Consider the following 23,296-nt stretch of genomic DNA (forward strand, 5'->3'; position numbering starts at 1 on the left):
TTACTAATTTTGTAAAACCTCCAGATCGGGTTCTCCCTTATTCTGGAAGAATTTCATTTCTGTACGCAACACTTGCCACTGTATCCGGATCCTCATCCTTGTTAAACCAGAACTGTGCCCGGTTGTCAATCTTGGTATCTGCAGTCTTATAAATATTCAGGTAATCTCCGTCCTCATCACACGAATAGCCTTTTTCCTCTGCAGCTGCGATCAGGTCCGCCTTCTTCGCACCCAGGGTAAATCCACCGGAAAGAGTAAGGGTAAGAGCATCACTGTCGTAATTGCCTACCTCAAGCTCCCGTACAAAACAGTTCTCGATGGCAGTTGCATCCTGGGTAAAATTGTAAACACTGAAATGCACACTCTGGTTATTCTTCATCATGTCTACAAATTCCAGATCCCGGCCAGCCACATAAGCGCCATCTTCCACATTCTGAAGCTCCCAGCCATTCTCAAGGAATGCAGACACCGGAGCCGGAAGGGAATAAAGATCTCCGCAGAATTCCAACTGTGGAGCCAGCAGATCATCTCCCAGCTCAGTAGGAGCGGTATAGGAAGATACGATTTCCGGAACTTCCTCGCTTACACTTCCCTTGTCATATCCTTCTGGCTCTACGAAGTTACGCATATCTACCTGCTTCAGAGTATTGTCATCCTTATATACATAGAAATGAACTTCCTCGTAATAATCTTTCGAGTAGGAATACTTGGTATACAGGTCTCCCTCGTAAGTATCGCTTGGATCACCATAAGCAGCTTTGATATCATCAAAATTGGATTTTCCCATTACGATTCCGCCAGGCAGTTCTACAGGAGTAGCCGCCACATCAAAATCATAGCTTGCATCAATATCAATTCCCGCCACCAAACACTGGTTTAATGGCAACTGGTTGATTCCAAGATTGATCACATCTACGGAAACGCGGTCGTCCCCTTTGTAAAAACTGATGGAACCATAGGAATTGGTTCCAACGCCCATCTCCGGGTCCTCGTTCTTGCCAAGTGTCCAGTCTGCTGCAAAATCCTGGTAATACATAGGGAACTGGTAAACCTTATCCTCGATCTTCACCTGAAAATCGTACAGGCTGTCGGACAGCTCTGTAACCGTTTCTGCACCAGCCTCAGGCTCATCAGCAGCCTCTCCTGCTGCCTCTGTAGTTTCGGCTTCCTGTGCCTCTGCATAAGCCGCGGACGGAACCGCACACAGGCACATTGCTGTAAAAAGCACTCCCAATACTTTTCTTTTCATACAGAAATTCCTCCTTAGAATTTATATTCGATCAGTCGGCAAGGCCGAAAGCATCGTGTACTGCATTCATAGCCCGGATTCCGTCTTTTTCATTGATGAGGACGGTAATACGGATTTCAGATGTGGAGATCATATTAATGTTTACCCCTTCATTGTAAAGGCTCTCAAACATCTTGGCAGCCACGCCAGGATTGCTGAGCATACCGGAGCCAACAATGGAAAGCTTGGCGATATTGCGCTCAGAGTGAAGCTCCTTGAAGCCAAGGCGCTCCTGGCTCTCCTCCAGAGTGGCAACTGCATCATCCAGATCATCCTTATTTACTGTAAAAGAAATGTCCTTTGTTCCTGCACGTCCGATAGACTGCAGGATAACATCTACGTTAATATTTTTCTTTGCAAGGGTATCAAATACCTTAAATGCAACACCAGGCACATCGCGAAGCCCCAGTACTGCGATTCTCACAGCGTCTGTATCCAGCGCAACACCGCTGATCAGCATTCTTTCCACGCTAACTACCTCCTTCACTACCGTTCCTTCACTGTTATTCAGGCTAGAGCGGACCACAAGGGGCACTCCGTATTTCTTCGCCATTTCCACAGAACGGTTGTGAAGTACACCTGCTCCTGATGTTGCCAGATCCAGCATCTCATCGTATGTGATTTCTTTCAGCTTTCTTGCATTTGGAACCTTACGTGGGTCGGCTGTGTAAACGCCGTCCACATCTGTATAAATCTCGCAGGCATCTGCATGAAGCGCTGCTGCCAGTGCCACGGCAGTGGTATCAGAACCGCCTCGTCCCAGAGTGGTGTAATCATCGTATTTATCTACGCCCTGGAATCCGGTAACAATTACGATCCTGTGGGCATCCAGCTCCCGGCGAATACGCTCTGTATCGATTCTTTTTAATCTTGCATTCTGATGGCTGCTTGTGGTATGCATGGTCACCTGAAAGGCATTCAGGGAAACCGCCGGAACGCCCAGCTTGTGCATTACCATTGCCATCAGGGATACGGACATCTGCTCACCGATGGTAAGGAGCATATCCATCTCACGCTTCGGAGGCTTGTCGTCCATATCATGAGCCATACGGATCAGCTCATCTGTATATTTTCCCATGGCGGACAAAACCACCACCACGTCATTTCCTTTTTTATATTCTTCGATACAACGGTTGGCAACATTATACATTCTCTGTTTGTCCCCAACGGAAGTACCGCCGAATTTCTTAACTATCAGCATAGTTTTTCCTTTCACGCTGTCAGTTTTATTTTTATCTGCGCATGCAGACAGTTTCACGCAGCTGCCCATTACCTGAATAACTGCGGTTTCATGTTATCAGTCTTTCACGCGGATCATGCCCAGAACATTCTCTCCAAGCGCTTTCACACGCTCTTTGTACTCGCCCTGTGTCATAAGTCTGGTAATAAAACCAAATTCTTCCGGAAGGGAATCCGGCTCGATCACAGCCTCAACCTTACCAAAAGCCTTATCCACTTCATCCAGGGAAGTATCCTTCACACGTACAAAGAAACGGCCTTCTACAGAATCCGGCTCCATCAGGGTCATCTCTTCATTGCTCCAGTTATTTGGAATGGTATCATGAAGATGCTTTGCAGCCTCCACAACGTCCGCTGCAACTGCACTTGCAGTAGGAAGCTTGCCTGCTCCGCTTCCATAGAACATGGCATCGCCAAGCATGTTTCCATGTACAAAAATACTGTTGAACACTCCCTTTACGCCATAAAGAGGATTCTCCTGCCCTACAAGGAAAGGTGCTACAAGTGCGTAGAAAGAATCGTCTCCCAATTTCTTACTTGTGCCAAGAAGCTTGATGCTTCTGCCCATTTCTCTTGCGTATTCCATATCCTCTGGCGTGATCTTTGTAATTCCTTCTGTATAAATATTTTCAAAATTCAGGAATTTTCCATATGCCAGAGAGGAAAGAATGGCAATCTTACGGCATGCATCCTGTCCTTCCACGTCAGCGGTAGGATCAGCCTCTGCGTAGCCTTTTTCCTGAGCCTCTTTCAGAACAGTATTGAAATCAGCGCCTTCTGTGATCATCTTATCCAGCATATAGTTGGTAGTTCCGTTCAGAATTCCGCTGACCTCATTGATCTCATCTGCGGTGAGAGAACCGTTGATAGCACGAATGATCGGGATTCCACCGCCGCAGCTTGCCTCGAAAAGGTAGTTGATCTTTTTCTCTTTTGCAATTTCCATAAGCTCAGGCCCGTATTTGGCAACCAGAGCTTTATTCGAGGTGCACACACTCTTGCCGGCTTCAAGTGCTCTTTTTGTAAAAGTATAGGCAGCACCGGTTCCTCCCATTACTTCTACTACAATTTTAACTTCCGGATCGTTTACGATCTGCTCAAAATCATGCACAAGAATCTCTTCTACCGGATCTCCCGGAAACTCACGAAGATCCAGTACATATTTGATCTTAATCTCTTCCCCGGCTCTTTTGTTAATCAATTCATGATTGGTGCGGATGACTTCTACTACACCGCTTCCAACTGTGCCATATCCTAACACTGCAATATTTATCATCTGTCCGTTACTCCCTGCCTAAAATTTTTAAATAATGGATTCCTTCCATCTGTTCAATGTCATCCACCATCGCCTCAGCATCCCCTTCTCCCTGAAGGATCTGTACACTTAAGGTAAGGGTGGCAATACCACTGATGGGAATACTCTGATGTATGGTCAGAATATTGCCATGGTTTTCTGCAATAGCCCGAAGAACATTGGATAAAATTCCCGGCTCATCATCCATCTGTATAATAAATGTGATGGTCTTTCCCTTGGCTTCCTCGTGGAAGGGAAAAATATCATCTTTATATTTATAGAAAGAGCTTCGGCTGATTCCCACAGCGTCTGCAGCTTCCTGAACCGTAGCTGCCCGCTTTGATTCCAGAAGCTTCTTCGCTGCAACTACATTCAGAAGCACCTCTGGCACAGCCCGCTCTTTTACTACAAAATATTTATTCTTATCTGTTGTCTTTGGCATCCTGCATTTCCTTCCACTTTCACTGCGCCCTGCAAATCTCTGCCATTACAGCCGCTGTATCCAGACATAATCCGGAAGCTGGTACCGTTCCCTTCGTGAACAGCAGCATGCTTTTATTGCTGTTCTGCAGGTCTCTTCGCAAGTGCGATCCATTTCAAATATGCATTAATAAAGATATCAATGGCACCATCCATAACTGCATCTACATTTCCGGTTTCTTCATTGGTACGGTGATCTTTGACCATGGTATATGGCTGCATAACGTAGGAACGGATCTGGTTGCCCCAGCCGATATCCGTTACTTCACCTCGGATTCCGGAAAGCTTGGCTTCTGCCTCCTGCTGTTTCAGAAGATATAACTTCGCCTTCAGCATCTGCATAGCCTTATCTTTATTCATATGCTGGGAACGCTCATTCTGACACTGTACCACGATTCCTGTTGGAAAATGAGTGATACGGATAGCGGATGAGGTCTTGTTGATATGCTGTCCGCCGGCACCACTGCTTCGGTAGGTATCAATACGGATGTCCTCATCATTGACTTCTACGTCCAGATCTTTCTCAATATCCGGCATTACATCGCAGGATACGAAAGAGGTCTGGCGCTTTCCAGCCGCATTGAACGGGGAAATACGTACCAGACGGTGAACACCTTTCTCAGACTTCAGAAGTCCGTATGCGTTCTCTCCGTTTACCTGGAAGGTAACAGATTTGATACCAGCTTCATCACCGTCCAGATAGTCCAGAACTTCAATTGAAAAGCCCTTGCGCTCAGCCCAGCGTGTATACATACGATACAGCATACTGCACCAGTCGCAGGCTTCTGTTCCACCAGCTCCTGCATTCAGTTTGATAATGGCATTCTCGCCGTCATACTCTCCTGAAAGAAGTGTCTTCACACGGATACTGTCAAACTGTGCCTGGAACTCATCCAGCATTTCCTGGATTTCTTCGATCATGGACGGATCATTTTCCTCATAGCTCATCTCGATCAGGGTCTCCATATCTTCTTTCTGGGTTACCAGATTCTGATAGGTTTCCATGTCGTCCTTCATACCCTTTAATTCTTTCATTTTCTTCTGGGATATTTCTGCATTGTCCCAGAAATCAGGCGCTTCCATTTCGCGCTCTAATTCTTCAACCCGCTTTTCTTTGTTAGCCAGGTCAAAGTGAATCCCTCACTTCCACTAATGGTTCTGTGTATGTTGCAAGAATGCTCTTGAACTGGTCTAATTCAACCATAGCTTCACCTTCTTTCTAATATTTCTGTGTAACTGTCCAGTGTTTTCTGAATCGTTACTTTTCTCCAACAATGCCGCAGGTCTGGAACGTGTTTGAAAAATCATTCCCGCGATCCGCACGGCACACAGACTTTCAAACTATACAATAGCATATTCCGTGGGAAATTACAATAAAAAGCGGTGTGGAAAGGAACAGCCACCCGTTACCGTTTCCTCTGTGAATAACAGTCATTCTCTCTGTTGCGATTTTTTCTCAAAAATGGATTTTAGAATAGGTTGAAAAATCTCTGTATTTCTTATATCATAAACTAATGGTTCGTTTGTGGAACATGGTTCTATGATATAATGATTTTTGTTAAAGCTATTAATGAAGAGGTATCATTTTTGAAGAAGAAAGAAGCGGTATTTATTGGTGCACTATTGGTTATTTCAGTGGTGCTTTGTATTTTTGTTTATGCGGTTCCACATGGAACTCATGGGTCGATCCAGATTACGGTGGATGGGGAACTTTATGGGACTTATTCACTGGCGGAGGATCAGGTGATCCAGATTGGGGATACCAATGTGTGTGAAATTAAGGACGGCGAGGTAAAGATGACAGAGGCGGACTGCCCGGATCATCTTTGCATGAAGCAGCCGGCAGTGGGCAGTGCAGGCGGATATATTGTGTGCCTGCCAAACAGAGTAGTCATTCAGGGAGAGGGCGATTCAGATTCACAGGATTCCGAAAGTGGATTTGACGCAGTGGTGTAAGTGATGAATCAGAAAAAGACAGCGTATCTTGGGCTGTTTGCAGCCATTGCCATTATTTTCGGGTATGTGGAATCGTTGATTCCGTTTTTTGCGGGAATTCCGGGAATGAAACTAGGGCTTGCAAATCTGGCGGTGCTTTTTGTGCTGGAGAGGTATACGTGGAAAGAAGCAGCGCTGGTTTCCATTGTGAGAATTTTTATTATCGGTTTTATGTTTGGAAGCGGCTCCAGTATTATGTATAGCCTGGCGGGGGCGACCCTTAGTTTGATTGTGATGGTTTTTGTGAAAAATAAGATTGGATTCGGGCAGCTGGGTGTAAGTGTGGCTGGTGGCGTTTCCCATAACATCGGTCAGCTGCTGGTGGCGATTCCGGCAACGCATACGGTGGGACTGTTGTATTATTATGCTCCGGCGCTGATGGTGTCAGGAGTGATTACAGGACTGCTGATTGGAGTGCTGACGAAGGAAGTTCTTAAGAGAATTCCGTGAGATGTTACCACCGTACGCATCTGGGCTGAATATATTCAGCCCAAATGCTGTTAGTTGAAAAAGAGCTCCTGGCGGTAGTTTTTGACTATTCTCTGGAGCTCTTTTCGTTATTCCGTAAGCTATCATTTTCTACGAATCTATCATGGACAACTTATGCTTCGTTTACTGTGTATCCGTCTTTCATTAATTCGAATTTATCCATCAATCCACTTGTCACATATACATTCTTATCTTCGTCTACAAATACAGCTTCTGCGCCATATTTCTCCAGAAGGGTTTTCGCGGCGTCCATACCAAGGACGAAACAGGCGGTAGAGAGGCCGTCGGCCAGGTAGCCCTGGTCGCAGACGATGGTAACGGAGGTGAGACCGTTCTGGACGGGGTAACCGGTCTTTGGATCCAGGATGTGGTGGTAGCGGATTCCATCTTCTATGAAGTATTTTTCGTAGTCGCCGGAGGTGGAAAGGAACTGGTTGGCGTCCAGGGTGATGGCGCCAAGGTAGTCACCTTCGGTGTCACGGGGATCGGTGAGGGCTACTTTCCAGGGGGAACCGTCTGGCTTTTCGCCGTAGGTCATGACACTGCTGCCACCAAGGTTCAGAATCATACCGAAAACGTCTGGCTGGGTTTGCAGGTAATCCATGATCTGGTCACAGCCCATGCCTTTTCCAACGGCACCAAGATCCAGGGTACAGCCATCAAGAAGGGTTACATTGTTTCCGTCCACCTGAATTTTCTCGTAGCCCACTTCGGGAAGAAGAGTGTCAATTTCGGACTGGTCCGGGACATGAGGATTCTCGCCGTCAATGTTCCACAGGCGAATGATCTTTCCAAGGGTGGGGTCAAAAGCACCGTCGGAATCCTGGGACAGTTGGCGGATTTTCTCAAGGTCGGCGGCAAGATCATCAGAGACTTCCATGGTCTTGCCCTCAGCATTGTTCAGCTGGGAAATCTGGGAGTTTTCCTCTGTCCAGGAAAGGAGGGTGGTTTCCATTTCGCGGAGCTTTTCGCCAATCTGAGTGTTGATGTCCTCGCCTGAGGTATAAAGGGTTTCGGAAACTACCGTGTCCATTGCGAAATCTGCGTTTGTGTATTTTTCTATGTCAGATGCATAAACAACTGTAGTTGTTTTTCCCAGTACTGTAGCGGAAATGACAGTGAGAAGCAGGCTGCCGCAGAGGATTCCTGCCGCACTTCTCTTTCTCAAATGCCTTCTCCCATTAAACATATCCAAGCAGGTAAGTGATTGATCTCTGGACTGCTTTTTATAATGTACCTTAATTAAATCGACTTCATTCTGAAATCTTACTTTACTTCTTTTTTTACTCATATCCTGTTCTTTCTGATTTTATTTTCTCTTATTTTCCAATAGCGTTCGCCCATCTTTTCCCAGCTCGTGTTTAAAAAAGGCTCTCATCTTTCGCCTTCGGAATCCCGATCCGGATGTTCCTCTTCGGGCAGATTCCCTGGCAGGCGTGGCAGCAGATACATTCTCCTGAGAGAGGGGTATCACCGTCAATGTCCAGATGAGCAGGACAGCGCTTTTTGCAGGCTCCGCATTTCGCCGGACAGGTGCCTTTGTCACGGTTGAACAGCGCAGAGGGCGCTATAGGCATTATAGCAAAAATTGCGCCCATTGGGCAGAGGAACTGGCAGAAAAATCTTTCCTGAGTGCACATTCCGATCATGAGCAGAATCAGCAGCACAATCCCCACCTTGTAGGCAGCACCGGGAAGTCTGCCAGCGGTGAGCATGGAAAACACATCCCAGGGGCTCATGCCCTGAAGCTTACTGTACCAGCCGGTAAGGATAGATACAAGAAGCACCAGAAGCCAGATATATTTCACCTTCTGCAAAATGCGGATGGCTTTTTCTGAGTATCCGTGACGGCCTTTTTTATGAAAAACCTTCTGGCGGATAAACACAGTCAGCTCGTACAATGCATCCCCAAGGGAACCAAATGCGCAGGCATATCCGCAGAAATGCCGTCCGAACAGGCAGGTTACCACCAGCAGCACGGCAGTCACATCCAGAAAGGAATTCCAGCTGATTGCCTGATGTGCTGCGATTGCCTGAAAAACGGACTTCACGCCTGCGAATGCTGTGGAAAAAAGTGCCGGAGCAAAAATGAAAAACAGAAGCTGGATGCCGGCGCGGATCAGCCGGATTTTTCTCTGTCTCTTTTTCATTGATTTTCCGCCTTTCCAAGTGCATCATTTACAGCGTTGATAATTCCAGTGGAACTGAAGGTTGCTCCGGAAATGGTGTCAACATCTGTACTCTGGGCAGCCAGAATGGTACTGATCACGCCCTGTCCCTGGGAAAGGTATGCAGAGTCTTCGCCTGGTGCACTTACCACCTGAATGTCTGTAATCGTGTCATTTTCAAGTGTAACCTGAACCTGGATATTGCCGCCAAAGCCCTGGCCGTCTCCTGTGTAGGTTCCGTTTTTGTAGACAAGATCTTCACTTTCTTCCTCAGAAGAAGCGTCCTCAGCCTCTGTCTCATCTGTATTCTTGTCATCTTTTTTCGCGTCCTCGGAAGCATCCCCGGAAGCCGCTTCTTCCGTCTGGGCTTTCTGATTCTTCGCTTCCTCTTCTGCCTTTTTCTTCGCCTCTTCCTGCGCTTTTGCAGCCTCTTCAAGGGCACTTAATATCTCATCCTGCTGTTTTTCCAAGGCCTCCACTCTGGTTGTCAGACTGGCGATCTGCTGGTCTTTTTCGGTATCACTATCTTTTTTCTGCATGGAGTTGTAGCCAAGAACGACACCAACGATCAGAAGCAGACATAAAACTCTCATAATAAAACTCTGGTATTTCATGGGTTATGCTCCTTTTGCCTGATTTAATGCATTTCTAAATGCCTGAATAAATCCCTGGGAGGAATATGTGCATCCAGATACTGTATCTACACTGTCTGCGGACTGCTTTCCCATAACCTGTCCAAGAATTCCCTCCCAGGCTGTATCTGCATATTCTTCATCATCATAGGAAAAATAAGTTGCTCCCACAATCTGTCCTCCGGATATTGTTACGGTAACCTGTACACTGTCTGGTCCGTCATTGCCTTCTCCAATGCCAGTGTAGGTTCCATCTATATATGCACCAGCAGGCACAGGCGTGGGTTCTGGCGTAGCTGTCGGTTCCGGCGTCACAGAATTCTCCGGTGTATCCGTCGGTTCCGGTGCAGAAGTTGGCGCTGGCGTTTCAGTAGGCTCTGGTACAGCTGTAGGCTCCGGTGCAGTCGTTGGTTCCGGAACAGAAGTCGGCTTTGGCGTATTTGTGGGTTCTGGCTTCTCGGTGGAATCCGACGCCTCAGTGGGCTCTGGCGTTACTGAAGGCTGTACCTCTGTATTTTTTGCCTGATCCAATGCTATTTTGGACGCATCCAGAATTCCCATAGAAGAAAATGTTGCACCACTTACAGTGTCAATTCCTTCTGTACTCTGCTTTTCCAGTATTTTAGGCTGTATGGATCTCCATGCCTTATTGAAAAAGCTTCTGGTATCTGAGTTTGTATTGGTTACTTCCGTAATTTTTCCGTCTTTAATTGTCAGTGTTATGTTAACCTTTCCAGAATATCCCATTGCAGACCCTGTATAGGTACCATCTTTCAAAAGCTTTACAACCGGCTGTTCATCTGACGGATTATCCGGAGTCTTGGTAGGATGTGGAATCTCCGTTGGAATTGGTGTTACAGTTTCATCAGGTACAGTAGTCGGGGTTGGAGTTATATCTTCTTCCTTTGAGTCTGTAGTTCCTGATTGATCAGCCTTTGAAAGAGCCTGGGATAAAGCTCCGAGAATTCCATTTGAAGAAAATGTTGCACCACTTACAGTATCAATTTCAGAAGTACTCTGTCTGGAAATTACATTGGACTTGATTGTTTTCCATGCTTTATTAAAAAATTCAGGTGTATCTGTATTTGTGTTGCTTATTTTTTTGATTTTTCCATTTTTTATTGTAACCTTTACCGTTACGATTCCATCAAAACCTTCTGCCTGTCCCTCATATACACCATCTTTATAGCTGACAGAAGTATCTTTCTTCGGTTTCTTTGCAGGTTTTGGCGTTGGCGTTGGAGTTGGTGTGGCAGCCGGTGTGGCAGAATCACTGTTTCCTGCCTGTGAAAGGGCATTCTGTACTGCCTGGATAATCCCATTTGAGGAATAAGTTGCACCGCTGACTGCATCCACATTCGGGGACTGGCTTGATAAAACCTTACTTACAACGCCCTGTGCAGAGGCAAAATAAGAGCCTGTTTCTCCAGAGGCACTCAATATATCAACAGCTGTGATTTTCCCACCTGATACAGTTACCTGTACGGTAATCGTTCCTCCAAAGCCAGTACCGCTGCCCTGATAAGTTCCATCTTTATAGCCGCCTTCCGGAACTTCTGTAGTTGGTGTAGTGGTGGAGCCCTGACCTACCCCTGAAGATGCAGCCGTTTTTACTGGAAGGGTCTTTGAGCTTCCTTTTTTTATACCACTTTTTTTCTTTGAAATTTTGGAGGTTTTTTTCTTTGAAGATGATGATGTATTTTTGCCTGCTTTCAGCAGACTCTCCTCTTTTGCCTCGTCATCTGCTGCCTCATAGGAATAGGCTGTTTTCAGAAGCGATTCCAGATCCTGGGATTTTACAACCTCTCTGGTTTCAGCAGTCACTTCTTTTCCACTGCTGCCAGCCTGAGCACCTGCTGCAGCCACAGCCGCAATAACCACTGCTGCTGGAGCAAGTTTCACCAGATTCTTTTTTTCAAAAGGATTCTTATCACTGTCTCGTTTTTTCATGCTGTCTCCTGTTAAAATATGTAGCAAAATAAGTTTCTTTTTACAAGCAAAAGCAGGGGCTGTTAAAAACGGCCCCCGTTCCTTTGCCTTGTTTCACACAAGTCTTATTTGTTACCAGTAAAAACTTTGTAACAATTATTGTAACTGTTCAGTACCTTCTGAATGGTTACCAATTATTTTACTTTTACTTTGAATTTCTTAGATACCCCATTACTTGTAACAGTGATGGTTGCAGTACCTTTCTTCTTACCTTTTACAACACCTTTTGCAGTAACAGTCGCTACTTTCTTGTTGCTGGACTTGTATGTTACTTTTCCGGATGGTGTTGCGGTTGCTTTGATTTTTACTGTTTTGCCTTTCTTGATTGTTGCAGAAGATTTTGCAAGCTTCAGAGAAGGTTTCTTAACCTGGATTACTACTTTCTTAGTGTAATTTCCAACCTTTACAGTAATGGTTGTCTTTCCCGCTTTTTTCGCTTTTACAACGCCTTTGGAGGTAACAGTCGCTACTTTCTTGTTGCTGGATGTAAATTTAACTTTTCCAGTTACATCATTTTTTACAACCGTAATGGTTGTAGAGGTTTTTCCTTTGGTGTAAATTGTGGAAGCTTTTGCAGTTGCTGTAATTCCTTTGGCCGGTGCTGCAGTCGGTGCCGGAGTTGCAGTTGGCTGTGTAGGTGCTACAGTTGGCTGTGCCGGGGTCGGTGTTGCGGTCGGCTTTGCCGGGGCTGGTGTTGCAGTCGGCTGTGCCGGCGTTGCAGTTGGAGACGGAGCTTTTACAAGCATGTTAAGAGCTTCTCTTAAATGTCCGATCTGCTCTTCTACGCCATAAGTTGTCTGATTCTTAATATTTGCAAGCATTTCCTCACACTCTTCAAGCTCATTTGCAATGCTGTCTTTTGCAGCAGCCCAGCTCTCCGGAGTATAATCAGCCTCGTTCAGGGCTTTTGCTTCTGCGATAATGTTTTCCAGTGGTGTGGAATCTGCATCACCTGCAGGTTTTGCAATATTCTCAGCTGTTGCCTGGAATTTTACAACGTAATCCTGGTATCCAAGGGCATGAACAGTAAGGATCCAGTAACCAGTTCCGTCAGTTCCTTCCGGAAGCTTGCATCTTCCAGATTCTGTAAGACCAAGCTGGATACCCATCATTTTATGCATCCAGTTATCAGCTGCAAATTTTGTTCCATAGTTTGCAAGTCTGTTTGTATAAGTGGAATCATTTCCATAATATGCCCACTCAACAGACTGCATATGTGCACCAAGATCGCCATAGTTTCCAGTCAGGTCAACTCTCAGGAACTCACCATAGGAACCATTTCCAGGCTTTACAGCTGCTGTAATTCCGTCTGCCACTTTCAGCTCTGCATCTTTGATACCAGACTCAGTTCCGTTCTGTCTTGCTCCGATTACAAAGCTTCCATCTTCAGCTTTTGTAGCTTTTTTCAAACCATTTGTATTTGCAGTTACATTTGCAACGGCTTCATAGGATTTCAGTTCTTTCTCGCCATAACCGCCGATCAGCTGTCCGCCATTTTTTACAATTGCATGACTTTCTGCAAAAGCAGCAAGGTCAGCTCTCTTAATCTCAACCGGTACATATTTCAGGCCAGTTACGGTATATCCGGTTACATTGTTCCGGTTAAATACTTCTGATGTTCCATCGGCATAATAAACTGTTTTTCCGTCTGCGCTCCAGTGGGAAACTGTTTTTCCATTAAGAACCGCGATTGCCTGGAAGCTTCCTCTGTGAAGGCCATGGTTTGCAGTTGCTCTTGTTACAGCATCAAATGCTCCAAGGTCTGACTCACCTCTTCTGTCTTTTTCTTCAGAAGAAGCTGTGGAGCCTGCATTGTATACATCCTCGGAAGCCCAGTACTCAGCCCATGTAAGACCTGCGTATACATATACGTTTTCGTTGTAAACAAATGTTACATCTGGGTATCCGGCAGCACTTACAACTACTGTATCTCCATCGTTTACAGCTGTTTTAGAATAATCAAGAGTTCCATCCTCCTGAACAATCTTCACAGCACCTTTTCCGCTTGCAGCATACTCTTGGTCACCAATTTTTACTTTTGAAACTGTTTTGGTAAATGCAACAAACTGCTCAGCGGTAATATCTGCCGCAGCAACCATTTTTCCTTCATACTCATCATAGGAAGCCATTACAGTATCTGTTGTTGCTGTAAAAGTAGCGCTGACAGGAGCATATTTTCCATTTGCATCGGAAATTGTCAGAGTATGTGTTCCAGGTGTAAGATTTGTAACCTTTACTCCTGTCTCTGTTGTCGCTGCTTCCACATCATCAACTGCATATTTCTTTGAATAATCAGATGGAAGTGCTTCAGATAATTCAACTTTAACCTCTGCATCTGTTACCTTGATGTTGTCAACGGTTGCACTGACACCTGTTTTTACCGGAACATAAGTATCTGGAATATCAAAATTAATTTCCCCCTTATCCGTATAGTACGTTACGCTGGAAATAGTTTTTCCCATCATGGATTTGTAGTGGTCAGAGCTTATTGGGCAACCGTGAGATTCTGTTGTAAAGCCGGTGCTCCATGCAAGTTCTTTTCCTTTCCAGATATTCTCAAGATGACGGAGTGCATAAGTGGTTCCGTCTGTTGTATTGATGATTACACCATAAATCTTATCACCATTAGATGCATTTACTACTGCCTTTACTGCTGTCTCATCCAGCTCAAGCTGATAATCTCCATATTTGGAATTAAGCTTTAATTCAGCATTCACACTAACATTCTGTTCGGACATTCCCTGAACAGCGCCAAAAGAAATATTTTCGTTCTCATCTACGCTCATTTCCTTGTAATATGCAGGAGTTTCTGCCGGAACATAATAAGTATAGCTTGGCTGTTCAATAAGAGCCGCTGCACCAGTATATGTATTAGTACTTACCTGGCCTTTCATGTTCGTAGTAATCTCTATAGTAGTGCTGTCTGTAATCTGTTTAAAATTTTCCAAATCAGAAGCTTTATTCACTTTTACCGGAAAAGTAACACCTGCAAGTTCATTTCCTTCCGCGCTTGTATGATAAGCAGCATTTCCATTCATCACGCCGCTCATCTTTGTTTTTGCTTTCGTCGCGGATGTAAATGCATCTACTTTTACATCATTGTTTTTCAACTCAGATCTGTAAAAAGCTTCATAGGGAATGTTCATCAGTACGATCTGACCATCCTCCACTGTTTTCACAGCTCCCGCTTCATTGTTGGTTTCGCCCTCAGTGTTTGCTAAAAAAGCATCTTCTGTGTCTCCGGTTTCGCCGTCCTCAAATCCAGACTCCTCTTCTGCGGCTTCTCCAGATTCAAAACCATCCTCTGTGTCTGTACCAAAATCTGCTGAATCGTCAGCCTCTGATGATTCGTCATAGTCGTCTGAAATCTCATCAGAATCATATATAGTCTCATCAGAAACCTCAACAGACACTTCACCAGAAGTAAAATCTTCTGCCATTACTCCAACTGGTGAACTGGTCATCGCTACAGCTGCACTCATAATGATCGGAGCAATTTTTCTTAATAACTTTTTGTCAGCCATCCTCTTCCTCCTTGTTTAACTGTTATTAGTGTTTTCTAACCTTTGTTTATTTTACAGAATCGTGTTAGAAATGTCTATCTTTTTTTAGTTTAGACATTGCACTTTTTTTATCAACAAGAGTGGGCTTCCGTATACCGACAAGCTGATTCTGTCTCCATATTTTAATTACTTTCCTCTCTTCAGATATAATGACATCGCTTACAGACAGCACACTCATTTGCAGCAAAAAAATCCAGGCACGGAAGTCTTCTTACTTCTATACCTGGATTCTCGTACATCGAAAATTAAGTAACTGCCATATTGACTTGTCTGATTTTTCATCTGCTGCACCGCCTTCCTACGCGATGCACAAAAATTATACTGTGTATCATTTCCCTTTGGCAGCCTTTAAATTTCATTTTTATTTATCTTTTCTGCCATATCTGCATTTTGCGCCCTCTGGCGGTCACAAATACGTTTTAGAACAGCCGTTTTGCTACACAGACACGGCCGTTTGGATGCGCCATACACCATATTTTCTTTCTATGAGAAAAAGCTTTCAGCCACGCTCATCTCTGCAATATATCCAACAGTTCCTGTCATAAAAATAGTTCCATCTTCTTTAATGTCGATCTGGATCATACCACCTGGCTGGTTTACATTGATTCTGTTTTCCATCAGACCTTTCCGGTAGGCTGCAATGGCTGCTGCACAGCTTCCTGTACCGGAAGCTTTTGTGTAACCGGAGCCACGCTCCCAGATCTCGATATCCAGATTTCCTTTATCAATCTGGCGGCAGATCTGCAGGTTCACTCTTTCCGGGAACTCATCTGCATTTTCCACATATGGCCCCAGCTCTCTTACTTTTTCCTGAGATACCTGATCCATGAAAATAATGCAGTGTGGATTTCCTACTGTGAGACAAGTTGCCTTGTATTCTTTCTTGTTAAATGTAAATGGCTCATCGATCACCTCACGCACCTCGCCAGTTACCGGAATCTCTCTGGAAAGGAAAGAGGCTTTGCCCATATTTACGCGGAACTCTGTCGCTCTGGCATTCAGACATTCTACTTCGATTGTTCCGGATAAAGTCTCAATGGCAAATTTTTTCTCTGTAACATACTCATTGTCCATAAGATATTTTGCAAAAATACAGACACCGTTTCCACTGATTGCAGCTTCACTTCCATCGGAATTAAAAATATGCATTCCCATTTTTCCGTTAATGTCAACTGGTCCGTAAAGCACACCATCCGCTCCAAGTCCGAACCCCCGCTGGCAAAGAAGCGCAACTTTTTTGCCCTGCAGCTGAAGCTGGTTTTTCTTCGCATCCAGTACCAGATAATCATTTCCAAAGCCCTGATATTTTGTCATGATAATGCTGTCTCTCATTGTTTTCAATTCCTTTCTGACGAAACGCCCGTGATCTTTTTTCTCAAATCACATCTTATATCCAGTATAGCGTTTATTTTTCCCATGTACATAGAATAACTTGCGAAATATATTGCAAAAAATGCGGTATTTCATTTATAATAAAGTCATATTTCAAGCGCAGAATTGAATTATGACGCTACGCAAACGTAGCTGCAAACAAAGTTTGCGGTTCCATACACACTATAGTTAAAACAGGAGCCATAACATATGAATTCTTTCAATGAGCCAACTGAAAAAACCGGCTATCTGGAGCAGGATTTCCGGCTTTTTCACATCAAGGACCAGACCAAGCGGGAATTTTCCTACCATTATCATGATTTTCACAAGGTGATCATCTTTCTTTCCGGAAAGGCTGCCTATCACATTGAAGGAAAGTCCTACTATCTGAAGCCCTGGGACATTCTCCTCGTGAACCGTCACGCCATCCACAAACCGGAAATTGATTTTTCGGTTCCATACGAACGTTTTGTACTATGGATCCGCGACGACATCAAATCCACAGAACTGCTCCGCTGTTTTCAGAAGGCGATTGACCGGAGTTACAATCTGATCCGTCTGGACTCTGACACTCAGGAAAAATTAAAGCAGCTTCTCTATGAACTGGAAGCTGCCCTAAAAGACGAAAAATTTGGAAGCGAGCTTCTTGGCTCAGCTCTTTTCACCCAGTTCATGGTTTATGTAAACCGCATTTTTCTGGAAAAGCAGTACATTTATGACGCTCATTCCTACAGCAGTGATTCCCAGATAGAAGAGCTTCTCCGTTATATTAACCACAACCTTACTGAAGATCTTTCCATTGAGACCCTTGCACGGAAATACTACCTGAGCAAGTATCACATGATGCGGAAATTCAAGGAGGAAACCGGTTACACCATCCACAACTACATCATTAGCAAGCGCCTTCTTCTCGCCCGCACAAAAATTTCCGAAGGCACCCCCATCCTGAAGGCCGCCCAGTTAAGCGGCTTCTCCGACTATACCACCTTCTCCCGGGCCTATAAAAAACAATTTGGCACCGCGCCGAGCCAGACAATATAATTGCTATTTAGTTGATTAAAAGTTCTTCAATGCGGACGCATTTGGACAATGTGTATTACTCACTCGCCGGCGCAACGCTCCGATGAACTAATCGCTAACTGCGACTAATGCGTTCGGGAGAGCCCTCACGCATAAGTCTTCGTAAGCGCTGGATTTCACCTTCGCTAGGAACGCGCCTGAAATGGCTCGCTGGAGTAATACACATTGCCCAAATGCTGTGTACTGGGGACTTGCTGGTTGGTAAGAACTTTTAACGAAGGGGGGAGGGTGAGTGACTGGTTTCCCTATACTTTCTTGACAACGATAGATTAGAAAAAACAATAAAGTTGCGGGATACCAACTACTTCACCCCACCCCCGTTGTTGTCGTTACTGTTTCTTTCTTCCCTTTCCAGTAACCAGCGATTTTGCAATGTATATTCGCAAGCCGCGCATTTCAGGAGCGGTTTTAGTGGAGGCGAGATCCATGACTTACGGAGACTTAGGCGCGAAGGCTTTCCTGAGCGTCTTAGTCGTAGTTAGTCATTAGCTTGCCGGAACGCCTGGACGCGCGGCGGTGAATATACATTGTGAAATCGCGTCCGGGATAACGACCAACACATTAAATAGCAAAAGAGCGAATTCCCAAGACCTCCCGCCTCTGGAAATTCGCTCTCTATAATCACTCTGATTTAAACATTAGCAGTCTTTCTGCCGCAGCACTGTTTGTACTTCTTACCGCTTCCGCAAGGACACGGATCATTCGGATAAACCTTAATTTCTTTTCTCTGAACCGGCTTACGAACACTGGAATCATCCTTGTTAGTACCAGTAACCTTAGCCACCTGCTCACGCTCGATTTTCTGCTCAACATGAACATGATACAGCATTCTGACGGTGTCCTCCTGAATGGAAGTGATCATGCTGTTAAACATATCAAATGCGGCCATCTTGTACTCAACAACCGGATCTCTCTGACCATAAGCAGTCAGACCGATACCCTGGCGGAGAATCTCCATGTCATCAATGTGATCCATCCACTTGCTGTCAATGCTCTTCAGAAGGATAACGCGCTCAAGCTCACGCAGCTGCTCTGGCTCCGGGAATTCGGACTCCTTCGCCTCGTAAAGCTTCACAGCCTCCTCCTTGATCAGATGCTTCATCTCATTCTTTTTCTTACCCTTAACCTTCTCAGCTGTAAGCGGCTCGATTGGGATGATCTGACGGAGAACACTGTTGAACTCATTCAGATCCCACTCTTCAGAATCTACATCCTCAGAGAAACACATATCTACTGCATTATCTACAATATCTGTAATCATCTTGTAGATGGCATCGCGCATGTTCTCGCCATCCAGCACCTGGCGGCGCTCTTTGTAGATGATCTCACGCTGCTCATTGTTAACCTGGTCGTAATCAAGAAGATTCTTACGAATACCGAAGTTGTTAAACTCGATTTTCTCCTGTGCCTTCTCGATGGCGTTGGAAAGCATCTTATGCTCAATCTGCTCATTCTCAGCTACACCAAGAGATGTGAACACCTTCATCAGACGCTCAGATCCGAACAGACGCATCAGATCGTCCTCAAGAGAAATATAGAAACGGGATTCTCCTGGATCTCCCTGACGTCCGGAACGTCCACGCAGCTGGTTATCAATACGTCTGGACTCATGACGCTCTGTACCGATAATCTTCAGACCGCCGGCTGCTCTTGATACATCGTCAAGCTTAATATCCGTACCACGACCTGCCATATTGGTTGCGATGGTAACGGCACCGGCCTGACCAGCCTGTGCTACGATCTCAGCCTCAAGCTCATGGAACTTGGCATTCAATACATTGTGCGGAATCCCTTCTCTCTTCAGCATACGGCTGATGAGCTCAGAAGTCTCAATGGTAATAGTACCAACCAGTACAGGCTGCTGCTTCTCATGAGCTTCCTTTACAGACTGGACAACTGCATTGAATTTCTCTTTCTTGGTCATATATACGGCATCGTCTAAATCCTTACGCTGAACCGGCTTATTGGTCGGGATCTCAACAACGTCCATAGCATAGATATCACGGAACTCTTTCTCCTCAGTAAGGGCAGTACCGGTCATACCGCCTTTCTTATCGTATTTGTTAAAGAAGTTCTGGAAGGTGATGGTTGCAAGAGTTTTGCTCTCGCGTTTTACCTTAACATGCTCTTTTGCCTCGATTGCCTGGTGGAGACCATCCGAATAACGACGGCCCGGCATGATACGTCCGGTAAACTCATCAACAATCATAACCTCGTCATCTTTTACAACGTAATCCTGGTCACGGTGCATCAGATTATGAGCACGAAGTGCAAGGATGATATTGTGCTGGATCTCAAGGTTCTCCGGATCTGCAAGATTCTCAATACTGAAGAATTTCTCAACCTTCTTCACACCCTGCTCGGTAAGGTTGACAATCTTATCCTTCTCATTTACAACAAAGTCACCGGTCTCGATAACTTCCTCACCCATGATAGCTGCCATCTTGGTCATCTCATGGCTGGCTTCTCCACGCTCCAGCTGCTGTGCAAGGATATCGCAAACCTCATACAGCTTGGTGGACTTGCCGCTCTGACCGGAAATGATCAGAGGAGTACGAGCCTCATCGATTAAAATGGAGTCGACCTCGTCGATGATACAGTAGTGAAGGTCACGCTGTACCAGCTGCTCCTTGTAGATAACCATGTTATCACGAAGATAGTCAAATCCAAGTTCGTTATTTGTAACATAAGTAATATCACAGTTATATGCCTCGCGGCGTTCTTCCGGCTTCATGTCGTTCAGAACTACGCCTACAGTCAGCCCAAGGAATCTGTGAACCTGTCCCATCTCGTCGGCATCACGTTTCGCCAGGTAATCATTGACTGTGACAACGTGAACACCTTTGCCCTCCAGGGCATTCAGATAGGAAGGCAATGTAGCTACAAGGGTCTTACCTTCACCAGTTTTCATCTCGGCGATACGGCCCTGATGAAGTACGATTCCACCGATGAGCTGTACTTCGAAATGCTCCATTCCAAGTACTCGCTTGGCAGCCTCACGGACGGTAGCAAATGCCTCTGGTAAAAGATCATCCAGGGTAGCTCCCTCTTCCAGGCGTTTCTTAAACTCTCTTGTCTTACCACGAAGTTCTTCGTCGGTTAATTTCTGCATTTCGGGACGCAGATCCTCAATTTTCTTAACGAGAGGCATGATACGCTTAACCTCTCGTTGGCTGCGGGTTCCGAAAACTTTTGAAAACATGTTCATTTAGCTTTTATACTCCTGTCTATCTTTTTAGATGCTATATTGTGTAATATAACTGATTTCATTTCATTTAAAATTATTTATTTTGTTTAACATACCAGTCTATTTTAACACTTTTTGTCATGGAAAACAATAAATATTTGATGAACAAAATATGTCTCCCATATGATATATTAAAGTAAAATGAATTTATACCCCAAATTAGCCTCAAATTATTTTATGTTTTAGGAGAATTTTTATATGATTTATCTTTTTCAGGAACTGGACTTAATTTCAAACGAATTGCTTCACCAGATGATTTTCTCATTGCCTGTTGCACGCAGGGAATATGTTCAGCATTTTAAATTGCCGGAAGACCAGAAGCGTTCTGCCCTGGCCTGGCTGCTTTTGCGTTATGGACTTAAACAGGAATATGGTTTCCGGGAAATCCCGGATTTCCAGAAAACCTCTTCTGGGAAACCATTTTTCCGTGGGGAAAATATGCCGTTTTTTAATCTCAGCCACAGCGGAAATTTCGTAGGCTGTGCCTTGCATGACAGGGAAATTGGTCTGGATATCCAGAAGCTCACCGAGCCCCGGGAATCTCTTATCCGAAGAGTCTGCACTCAGGAGGAGCTTATTTTCCTAAAGTCCCCCCAGGATTTCTGCCGGATCTGGGCTATGAAGGAAAGCGCCGTCAAACTTACCGGAGAAGGGATCACCGGAAATTTCCGGGAGATTCTCACTCTGCATCCGGATATGCACACCCATACCATCCCATTAGAAAATGGAACCGGATTTCTGGCCTACAGTATTTATGACGAAAGCAAGCTCCCTGTCCGCGTACTATCCGCCAGGGAGCTTGCTGAAGAATTACTTTAAAATTCAAATTTTTATCACTTTTTCATCAGGGAACGGATCATCCAGAAATCTGGTCACATGATACTGATCCGTTTCTGCCAGATGAAGCTGCAGCAGTGCCAGACCAATTCCAGCTGCTCCGTCAAAGCAAAAAAACAAGGGCATGTGAAAAAACTTTCGTTTTTTCACATGCCCTTCCTATTCACCTGTTTTATTTTTCAAACAGATATATCTCTATTAATCCTCTGGCTCAATCAGTCCGTAGGTATTCCCCTTACGCTTGTAAACTACATTCACCTGATCAGTCTCTGCATTGCAGAATACGAAGAAATTATGTCCAAGAAGTTCCATCTGGACACATGCATCTTCTGGATACATAGGCTTGATATCGAATTTCTTGGTACGAATGATCTTAACCTCTTCGTCCTCTTCATAATCCTTGTCCAGATATGCTTTCTGGAAGTTGGCAGCTGACTGCTGCTTATCTACGATCTTGTTCTTGTATTTCCTGAGCTGACGTTCAATTACTTCCTCTACAAGGTCGATTGATACATACATATCGTTGCTGACCTGCTCGGAACGGATGATGTTGCCCTTAACCGGGATCGTCACCTCGATTTTCTGTCTTTCTTTTTCTACACTAAGAGTTACGACAACTTCAGTGTCAGGAGTGAAATACCTTTCCAGTTTACCGAGCTTATCCTCTACTGCTGTACGAAGCCCGTCTGTCACTGTGATGTTCTTTCCGCTGATAATGAATTTCATGCTTCCATCCCCTTTGCTGTTTGATGGGTATATTATAACACATTACTCTAAAAATTAACATCATTTTCTGAAAAAATTACGAATTTTTTCACATTTATAAATTACCTATCAATTTTTCAAATGGTATGGTGCCACCGAACAGATCCAGGGCACTTCCTACCGTCACATCCAGTTTTCCGCCTGCTGCCATTTTGAGGGTCTGGATATCCTCCATGCTGCCAACGCCGCCAGCGTAAGTGACTGGGTGCCCATTGTATTCACCAAGCAACTTCGCCAGGGAAACTTCTATACCTTTTGCCTTGCCCTCCACATCCACTGCATGGATGAGAAATTCATCGCAATAGGCACCCAGCTTTTCCATCAGTTCCAGAGTTACCTCCTCCTCTGTAAATTTCTGCCAGCGGTCTGTGACTACATAGTATGCATCCTCTTTTTTACGACAGCTGAGATCAAGGACAAGGTGTTCTTTTCCGGCTGCATCTACCATCTTCTCCAGATTTTTCCAGGAAATATGGCCATCACGGAACACATAGGAGGTGACGATCACATGACTGGCTCCAGCAGCAAGATAATCTGCCGCATTGTCCGGGTTTACACCGCCTCCGATCTGAAGACCTCCTGGATAAGCGCCAAGGGCCAGCATGGCCTGGGCTTTTGTAGCCTGGAAGTATTCAGAATCCGCACTGTTCAGAAGGATAATATGTCCTCCCTTCAGACCTTTTTCTTTATATAAGGAAGCATAAAAAGCTGCATCCTGCTCTGACACAAAATTCTCCTGTGCCTGGTTTCCCTCATCCTTCAGACTTCCTCCTACGATCTGCTTTACCTTTCCATTATGTATATCTATGCAGGGACGAAATTTCATGATGATCCTCCTTTTCTTGCATTTGTAATTAAG

Annotated in this window: 19 protein-coding genes; 4 read left to right on the forward strand and 15 right to left on the reverse strand. The window is 44.9% G+C overall.

The annotated features are described in order from the left end of the window. Positions 1 to 37: 37 nt before the first annotated feature. From ACESTK_RS10045 to prfB, 5 genes are all read right to left on the reverse strand, one after another. Positions 38 to 1,249 (reverse strand): hypothetical protein, encoded by a 1,212-nt coding sequence (locus ACESTK_RS10045; RefSeq protein WP_373119668.1) that lies wholly within the window; start codon positions 1,247 to 1,249, stop codon positions 38 to 40. Positions 1,250 to 1,280: 31 nt separating this feature from the next. Beyond that, complete coding sequence (locus ACESTK_RS10050) at positions 1,281 to 2,489, reverse strand: aspartate kinase (protein WP_195992727.1); 1,209 nt, start codon at positions 2,487 to 2,489, stop codon at positions 1,281 to 1,283. 96 nt (positions 2,490 to 2,585) lie between these two features. Then, entirely contained in the window at positions 2,586 to 3,803 is a 1,218-nt protein-coding gene (locus ACESTK_RS10055; RefSeq protein ID WP_204452589.1) for a homoserine dehydrogenase, read from the reverse strand. A gap of 7 nt (positions 3,804 to 3,810) precedes the next feature. Continuing rightward, positions 3,811 to 4,263 carry an ACT domain-containing protein gene (locus tag ACESTK_RS10060; protein WP_118580364.1) on the reverse strand — a complete coding sequence of 151 codons (453 nt, stop codon included), beginning with the start codon at positions 4,261 to 4,263 and terminating at the stop codon, positions 3,811 to 3,813. A 113-nt stretch (positions 4,264 to 4,376) separates the two neighbouring features. After that, positions 4,377 to 5,505 (reverse strand): peptide chain release factor 2 gene (prfB, locus tag ACESTK_RS10065; RefSeq protein WP_118580361.1). Its coding sequence is split into 2 segments (ribosomal slippage): positions 4,377 to 5,429 and positions 5,431 to 5,505, totalling 1,128 coding nucleotides; the frame shifts between segments, so codons are not numbered across the junction. Positions 5,506 to 5,888: 383 nt separating this feature from the next. On the opposite strand from prfB, the gene ACESTK_RS10070 reads away from it, so the two are divergent. Both ACESTK_RS10070 and ACESTK_RS10075 read left to right on the forward strand, forming a co-directional pair. Next, entirely contained in the window at positions 5,889 to 6,257 is a 369-nt protein-coding gene (locus ACESTK_RS10070) for a NusG domain II-containing protein (RefSeq protein WP_226815079.1), read from the forward strand. A 3-nt stretch (positions 6,258 to 6,260) separates the two neighbouring features. After that, positions 6,261 to 6,746 carry a Gx transporter family protein gene (locus ACESTK_RS10075; RefSeq protein WP_148461028.1) on the forward strand — a complete coding sequence of 162 codons (486 nt, stop codon included), beginning with the start codon at positions 6,261 to 6,263 and terminating at the stop codon, positions 6,744 to 6,746. A 151-nt stretch (positions 6,747 to 6,897) separates the two neighbouring features. Here ACESTK_RS10075 and ACESTK_RS10080 read toward each other — a convergent pair whose 3' ends face one another. From ACESTK_RS10080 to dapF, 6 genes are all read right to left on the reverse strand, one after another. Next, positions 6,898 to 7,953 carry an FAD:protein FMN transferase gene (locus ACESTK_RS10080; RefSeq protein WP_373119669.1) on the reverse strand — a complete coding sequence of 352 codons (1,056 nt, stop codon included), beginning with the start codon at positions 7,951 to 7,953 and terminating at the stop codon, positions 6,898 to 6,900. Between the two features lie 193 nt (positions 7,954 to 8,146). After that, complete coding sequence (locus ACESTK_RS10085; RefSeq protein WP_195699574.1) at positions 8,147 to 8,935, reverse strand: 4Fe-4S binding protein; 789 nt, start codon at positions 8,933 to 8,935, stop codon at positions 8,147 to 8,149. Further along, the gene (locus ACESTK_RS10090) at positions 8,932 to 9,567 is read right to left on the reverse strand and encodes an FMN-binding protein (protein WP_173716550.1); all 636 of its coding nucleotides are present in this window, start codon (positions 9,565 to 9,567) and stop codon (positions 8,932 to 8,934) included. The genes ACESTK_RS10085 and ACESTK_RS10090 overlap by 4 nt, the downstream gene beginning before the upstream one ends. Positions 9,568 to 9,570: 3 nt before the next feature. Continuing rightward, positions 9,571 to 11,535 carry an FMN-binding protein gene (locus tag ACESTK_RS10095; protein WP_373119671.1) on the reverse strand — a complete coding sequence of 655 codons (1,965 nt, stop codon included), beginning with the start codon at positions 11,533 to 11,535 and terminating at the stop codon, positions 9,571 to 9,573. Positions 11,536 to 11,708: 173 nt separating this feature from the next. Beyond that, positions 11,709 to 15,098, reverse strand: coding sequence for a penicillin-binding Tp47 domain C-containing protein (locus tag ACESTK_RS10100; RefSeq protein WP_373119673.1), 3,390 nt, complete (start codon positions 15,096 to 15,098; stop codon positions 11,709 to 11,711). A gap of 522 nt (positions 15,099 to 15,620) precedes the next feature. Next, positions 15,621 to 16,469: a diaminopimelate epimerase gene (dapF, locus tag ACESTK_RS10105; RefSeq protein ID WP_173735272.1), complete on the reverse strand. Its 849-nt coding sequence runs from the start codon at positions 16,467 to 16,469 to the stop codon at positions 15,621 to 15,623. Between the two features lie 249 nt (positions 16,470 to 16,718). Here dapF and ACESTK_RS10110 point away from each other — a divergent pair, with 249 nt between their 5' ends. Continuing rightward, entirely contained in the window at positions 16,719 to 17,549 is an 831-nt protein-coding gene (locus ACESTK_RS10110; RefSeq protein ID WP_173716554.1) for an AraC family transcriptional regulator, read from the forward strand. A gap of 670 nt (positions 17,550 to 18,219) precedes the next feature. Here the strand turns inward: ACESTK_RS10110 and secA are convergent. Continuing rightward, the gene (gene secA, locus ACESTK_RS10115; RefSeq protein ID WP_195478463.1) at positions 18,220 to 20,796 is read right to left on the reverse strand and encodes a preprotein translocase subunit SecA; all 2,577 of its coding nucleotides are present in this window, start codon (positions 20,794 to 20,796) and stop codon (positions 18,220 to 18,222) included. A gap of 237 nt (positions 20,797 to 21,033) precedes the next feature. Between secA and ACESTK_RS10120 the strand changes: the two genes are divergently transcribed. Then, positions 21,034 to 21,654: a 4'-phosphopantetheinyl transferase superfamily protein gene (locus tag ACESTK_RS10120; RefSeq protein ID WP_187565128.1), complete on the forward strand. Its 621-nt coding sequence runs from the start codon at positions 21,034 to 21,036 to the stop codon at positions 21,652 to 21,654. Between the two features lie 3 nt (positions 21,655 to 21,657). On the opposite strand, the gene ACESTK_RS10125 is transcribed toward ACESTK_RS10120, so the two are convergent. The 3 genes from ACESTK_RS10125 to hisA form a co-directional block, all read right to left on the reverse strand. Continuing rightward, positions 21,658 to 21,822, reverse strand: a complete 165-nt coding sequence (locus ACESTK_RS10125; RefSeq protein WP_373119676.1) for a hypothetical protein — start codon at positions 21,820 to 21,822, stop codon at positions 21,658 to 21,660. Positions 21,823 to 21,870: 48 nt separating this feature from the next. Continuing rightward, a complete protein-coding gene (gene hpf, locus ACESTK_RS10130) occupies positions 21,871 to 22,398 on the reverse strand; it encodes a ribosome hibernation-promoting factor, HPF/YfiA family (RefSeq protein WP_118582188.1) in 528 nt (175 codons plus the stop codon). A 94-nt stretch (positions 22,399 to 22,492) separates the two neighbouring features. Beyond that, positions 22,493 to 23,263 carry a phosphoribosylformimino-5-aminoimidazole carboxamide ribotide isomerase gene (hisA, locus tag ACESTK_RS10135; protein ID WP_373119678.1) on the reverse strand — a complete coding sequence of 257 codons (771 nt, stop codon included), beginning with the start codon at positions 23,261 to 23,263 and terminating at the stop codon, positions 22,493 to 22,495. Positions 23,264 to 23,296 lie beyond the last annotated feature (33 nt).

This window comes from Ruminococcus sp. Marseille-P328 (assembly GCF_964249465.1).
Taxonomy (GTDB): Bacteria; Bacillota; Clostridia; order Lachnospirales; family Lachnospiraceae; genus Blautia_A; species Blautia_A faecis.

Coding starts and splice junctions, on each gene's coding strand:
- hpf (WP_118582188.1), bottom strand. CDS start 22,398: ATGAAATTCATTATCAGCGGAAAGAACATCACAGTGACAGACGGGCTT.
- ACESTK_RS10050 (WP_195992727.1), bottom strand. CDS start 2,489: ATGCTGATAGTTAAGAAATTCGGCGGTACTTCCGTTGGGGACAAACAG.
- ACESTK_RS10090 (WP_173716550.1), bottom strand. CDS start 9,567: ATGAAATACCAGAGTTTTATTATGAGAGTTTTATGTCTGCTTCTGATC.
- ACESTK_RS10095 (WP_373119671.1), bottom strand. CDS start 11,535: ATGAAAAAACGAGACAGTGATAAGAATCCTTTTGAAAAAAAGAATCTG.
- secA (WP_195478463.1), bottom strand. CDS start 20,796: ATGAACATGTTTTCAAAAGTTTTCGGAACCCGCAGCCAACGAGAGGTT.
- ACESTK_RS10055 (WP_204452589.1), bottom strand. CDS start 3,803: ATGATAAATATTGCAGTGTTAGGATATGGCACAGTTGGAAGCGGTGTA.
- ACESTK_RS10100 (WP_373119673.1), bottom strand. CDS start 15,098: ATGGCTGACAAAAAGTTATTAAGAAAAATTGCTCCGATCATTATGAGT.
- dapF (WP_173735272.1), bottom strand. CDS start 16,469: ATGAGAGACAGCATTATCATGACAAAATATCAGGGCTTTGGAAATGAT.
- ACESTK_RS10120 (WP_187565128.1), top strand. CDS start 21,034: ATGATTTATCTTTTTCAGGAACTGGACTTAATTTCAAACGAATTGCTT.
- ACESTK_RS10045 (WP_373119668.1), bottom strand. CDS start 1,249: ATGAAAAGAAAAGTATTGGGAGTGCTTTTTACAGCAATGTGCCTGTGT.
- ACESTK_RS10075 (WP_148461028.1), top strand. CDS start 6,261: ATGAATCAGAAAAAGACAGCGTATCTTGGGCTGTTTGCAGCCATTGCC.
- ACESTK_RS10110 (WP_173716554.1), top strand. CDS start 16,719: ATGAATTCTTTCAATGAGCCAACTGAAAAAACCGGCTATCTGGAGCAG.
- hisA (WP_373119678.1), bottom strand. CDS start 23,263: ATGAAATTTCGTCCCTGCATAGATATACATAATGGAAAGGTAAAGCAG.
- ACESTK_RS10085 (WP_195699574.1), bottom strand. CDS start 8,935: ATGAAAAAGAGACAGAGAAAAATCCGGCTGATCCGCGCCGGCATCCAG.
- ACESTK_RS10060 (WP_118580364.1), bottom strand. CDS start 4,263: ATGCCAAAGACAACAGATAAGAATAAATATTTTGTAGTAAAAGAGCGG.